Source organism: Mesorhizobium sp. M7A.F.Ca.CA.001.10.2.1 (assembly GCF_003998575.1).
Taxonomy (GTDB): Bacteria; Pseudomonadota; Alphaproteobacteria; order Rhizobiales; family Rhizobiaceae; genus Mesorhizobium.
In genome coordinates, this window is record NZ_RZQY01000546.1 from 1 (window position 1) to 4,206 (window position 4,206).

The 4,206-nt window shown below is 64.0% G+C and carries 5 protein-coding genes; all 5 read right to left on the bottom strand.

Translation table 11 applies throughout. From position 1 onward, the window contains the following. Positions 1-124 precede the first annotated feature (124 nt). Positions 125-1,213 (bottom strand): sugar ABC transporter substrate-binding protein, encoded by a 1,089-nt coding sequence (locus EN964_RS26875; protein WP_127270010.1) that lies wholly within the window; start codon positions 1,211-1,213, stop codon positions 125-127. A gap of 247 nt (positions 1,214-1,460) precedes the next feature. Then, positions 1,461-2,345 carry an AraC family transcriptional regulator gene (locus tag EN964_RS26880; RefSeq protein WP_127270012.1) on the bottom strand — a complete coding sequence of 295 codons (885 nt, stop codon included), beginning with the start codon at positions 2,343-2,345 and terminating at the stop codon, positions 1,461-1,463. A 334-nt stretch (positions 2,346-2,679) separates the two neighbouring features. Then, on the bottom strand, positions 2,680-2,973 hold the full coding sequence (locus tag EN964_RS26885) for a DUF982 domain-containing protein (protein WP_127270014.1): 294 nt from the start codon (positions 2,971-2,973) through the stop codon (positions 2,680-2,682). Positions 2,974-3,070: 97 nt separating this feature from the next. Continuing rightward, positions 3,071-3,298: a hypothetical protein gene (locus EN964_RS26890; protein ID WP_013530720.1), complete on the bottom strand. Its 228-nt coding sequence runs from the start codon at positions 3,296-3,298 to the stop codon at positions 3,071-3,073. A 69-nt stretch (positions 3,299-3,367) separates the two neighbouring features. Beyond that, a partial coding sequence (groEL, locus tag EN964_RS26895) for a chaperonin GroEL (protein WP_127276957.1) occupies positions 3,368-4,206 on the bottom strand: 839 nt, incomplete at its 5' end.

Sequence of the window (4,206 nt, forward strand, 5' to 3'; positions counted from 1 at the left end):
GGAACCGGTTCGTCCGGGGTATCGATCATGCCAGGAAGCCTTTCAAAACCGGTTCAAAAATGTCGGATGAGCGCTGCCTGGCCACCGCGCGGTGGCCAGGCAGCGGAGCGGGCAAGGGTCGCGGTCAGTTCCCGATGCCCAGCTTCTTGCAGCCTTCCGCGTAACGATCGACGCAGAGTTCGGCCGCGGTGTTGATCTTCTTGTCGATGATCTCGGCCTTCAGGTTTTCCTGCGTCACCACGGCTGGCGTGAACAGCTGCGAGGGCGTGTCGTACAGCGTCATCTCGGCCTTCGGCGTCTCGCCCGAAAGCAGCTTGATGGCGATGTTGGCGGCCGCCGCCGCCACGATCTCGCTCGGCTTGGAGATGGTGTTGTACTGGTCGCCGGCGATGATCAGCTGCAAGGCCGCGATCGTCGCGTCATTGCCGGTCACCGGCGGCACCGGATCGACGCCGGCCGCCTTGAAGGCGGCGATGGCGCCGCCACCGGTGCCGTCATTGGCGGCAACCACGCCGAGGATTTTCGGCCCGAAGCGGGTGATCTGGCCGCCGGCCCATTGCTGCGCCTTCGGCGGCGCCCATTCCGGCGTGTCGTATTCGGCCAGGATCTTGTAGCCGCTATTGTCGAGGCCGGCATGGATGCCCTTCTTGATCAGGCCGGCCGCCGCGTCGGTCGGCGAGCCGTTGATCTGCAGCACACCGCCGCTGGCCGGATCGACCTTCAGCGCCTTCAGGTGCTCGACCAGCGAGTCGGCGATGGCCTTGCCGATGCCTTCATTGTTGAACGACACATAGAAATCGGCCGGCGCGGTCGGGATCGGCCGGTCGTAGGCGATGACCTTGATGCCCTGGCTCTGCGCCAGCTTGACCAGCGAGGCGGCGGCGGTCGAGTCGACCGGGTCGAGCACGATCGCCTTGGCGCCCTGCGAGATCACCGAGTTGAACTGCTGCTGCTGGCGCGAGGCGTCGGCATCGGCATTCTGGTAGAGCACCTTGCAGCCCGGGCACAGCTTCTTCATCTCGGCGGCGAAGCCGGGATAATCATGCTGCTCGTAGCGGGTCGAGGCCTGGTCGGGCATCAGGAAGGCGACGGTCGCATCGGTGACTTCGGCGGCCCTGGCGATCGCGGCGGTGCCGGCCAGCAGCGACAGCGCAAGGGCTGCCACACCGGCGGACTTGCCAGCGGACTTCAATGAAGATGAAAGTTTGGTCATTCGGTCTTCTCCGTTTCTGGATATGGTTGTAAGAAGGTCGTTGACTGCTTTGGTCTGAAGATACCTATCCGCCCTCGCCCAAACTGCATTGGGAACCGGGACCCGGCGCCGGCCTTTCGAGCCGCGCCGACAACCTCCGCCGACGGAGGAATTCGAGACAAGCGTTCTCCATCGCGAACCGCTCCACGCGGCTCACGTCGTCATGCAAAAGAAAAAATCCTCCCTTGGTTCCTCCCTGGCTCCTCCGTTAAGCGGCTTTTCCCGCGTTGATGTTGTCGGCCAGCAGGCGCCTGAAGCGCGAGGGCGGCATGCCCTTCTCCGCCAGGAACTGCCGGTTGAAATTGGACAGATTGTTGAAGCCGACCTCGTAGCAGATGTCGGTGATCGAGGCCTGCTCGTCGCTCATCAGGATCTGGCAGGCAAGGTTGATGCGCAGCCGCTTCACATACTGCACCAGCGACATGCCGGTGTGACGGCGAAACGAGCGTGAGAAAGCGCCGGTCGATTGGCCGGCGATGGCGGCGAGGTCCGCCTCGTCGAACAGCTGCGTCAGGTTTTCCCTGATATAGGCGAGCGCCTTATTCATGCCGGCGGTCATGTAGCCGGAGGGATCGGGCCGGTAGCTGGCGCTGGCCAAAAGCTGGAATTCCTGGGCGCGGCTGAGCAGGCCGGCGATCATCATGAACAGCTCGATGCGGCGCACACCTTGTGCCTGCATCATCTCTTCCATCAGCGGCGCCAGCGCCTTGCTGGTGCGGCTGGAAAACAGCACGCCGCGACGTGACGCCTCGAGCAGAGCCGTGAGCCCCGCCAACTCCGGCAGCACATGCATGGCATCGCCGATGAAACTTTCGGAAAACTGAATGATGCGGCCGCGCAGCGGGATCGAACTGTCCCTGGCGATATCGCTGACCCAATTGTGCGGCAGGTTCGGCCCGGTCAGCACCAGATTGCCCGGCTCGAACTCGCCGATGAAGTCGCCGACGAAATAGCGGCCGTTGGTGAAGATCACCTGATGCAGTTCATATTCGGGATGGAAGTGCCAGCGCACCGTATGGAAGGGGTAGCCGTGCGACCACGCCTTGAAGGACTCACCGCGTCGTATCTGGACAACTTCCAGGTCCGGTTCCATGTCCGTTTCCTCCCGGGCCGGCACGGATATTTGCCGCGTTCGGCCCAATTCCCTAAACCGGCCGAATTGGTTTCGGCTCTGCATTTCAAGAGCCAAGGTACCGGCTCATGACAACAGGCGCCACCACGATTCAAGACAACGGATGATACTTTTTTAACCGGGAGGCGGCGCTCAGAAGCGCTATTCGGGCAGAACAGGTCAGTCTTGCTGACGCGTTCGCTCAATGACCAACGACAATGCCGCCCGCCCGGAAAGGAATTCCGGCGTCTCCGTGTTCGCCTGGCTTATCGCAAGACCATGGTCTTCAGGCGCTGTGCAGCGCCGCATCGTCAGTTCACCTCGTGCGCAGCGCACCACCGGCCGCCGTCGCGAGCGGCGTAACCATCTCCGGCACCAATATGTCGTGGCGGCGCGCGAAGCTGACCAGCGTGGCCCGCACCGTCTCCGGATCGATCTCGCCGACGATGCCCGCCTTGCAAGCGTTGAGTGCGACGGCATGGGCGCCGTTGCGGCCGGCGCTCGGCCAGTCCTGCAGCAGTGCGTAAGCTTCCATCACGCTGTCGATCTTCCTCGGAAAGCCCATTCCGACCAGAAGTGTGACCGGTTCCTCAAATTGCCCGTGATTCATGGCTTGTGCCTCCTCTCGATTGTTCAGGGCCTGTAGCGGGCCGAGCACCGGGAGCGCGGCCCGCCGCGAATAGGTGAATGGACTGGCCGATTTCCGTTCAGCCGCTGCCGGCGGATACCTCGGATGTTGCCGACACTTGCTGCGCGGCGAGGAACATCAGTGCCGACGCCGCGGTTCGCCGGTTCCAGCCGGCAGCTTCAGCCATGTCGAGCAGCCCTGCCAGCAGCGGCTTCAGCACGTTCCTGCATTCTGTTTCATAGGCCAGGAATTCCTTCGCCTGGTGCGTAGGAGCCGGTACGGATCCGAGGCCAGCCATTGCATCCATCTTTACCTCCACTTTCTCTTCGGATGACGCCCGCTCCCCGCCAGGGAAGCGGGCGGATGGGCCGTGACCTCAGAAGTCCATACCGGCGCCGGCGGGCATTGCCGGGGCGGCGGCTTCCTTCTTCGGCTTCTCGGCCACCATCGCCTCCGTGGTCACCAGCAGGCCGGCGACCGATGCCGCGTCCTGGAGAGCGGTGCGCACCACCTTGGCCGGGTCGATGACGCCCTGGCCGTAGAGATCGCCGAATTCGTTGGTCTGGGCGTTCCAGCCCCAGCCGAATTCGCTTTTCTCGCGCAGCTTGCCGACGATGATCGAGCCTTCGGCGCCGGCATTCTCGGCGATCTGCCGGACCGGCGTTTCGATGGCACGGCGCACGATATCGACGCCAGTCTTCTGGTCCGCATTGTCGGTCTGCACGGCATCGAGCGCCTTGGCTGCCCGCAGCAGCGCGACACCGCCGCCAGGCAGCACGCCCTCCTCGACGGCCGCGCGGGTCGCATGCAGCGCATCGTCGACGCGGTCCTTGCGCTCCTTGACCTCGACCTCGGTCGAGCCGCCGACCCGGATCACCGCAACGCCGCCGGCGAGTTTGGCCAGCCGCTCCTGCAGCTTCTCGCGGTCGTAGTCGGAGGTGGTCTCCTCGATCTGCGCCTTGATCTGCGCGACACGGCCCTGGATCTCTTCCTTGCGGCCGACACCGTCGACGATGGTGGTGTTTTCCTTCTCGATCACCACTTTCTTGGCGCGGCCCAGCATCTGCAGCGTCACATTTTCCAGCTTGATGCCGAGATCTTCCGAGATCGCGGTGCCGCCGGTGAGAATGGCGATGTCTTCCAGCATGGCCTTGCGGCGGTCGCCGAAGCCCGGCGCCTTGACGGCCGCGACCTTGAGGCCGCCGCGCAGCTTGT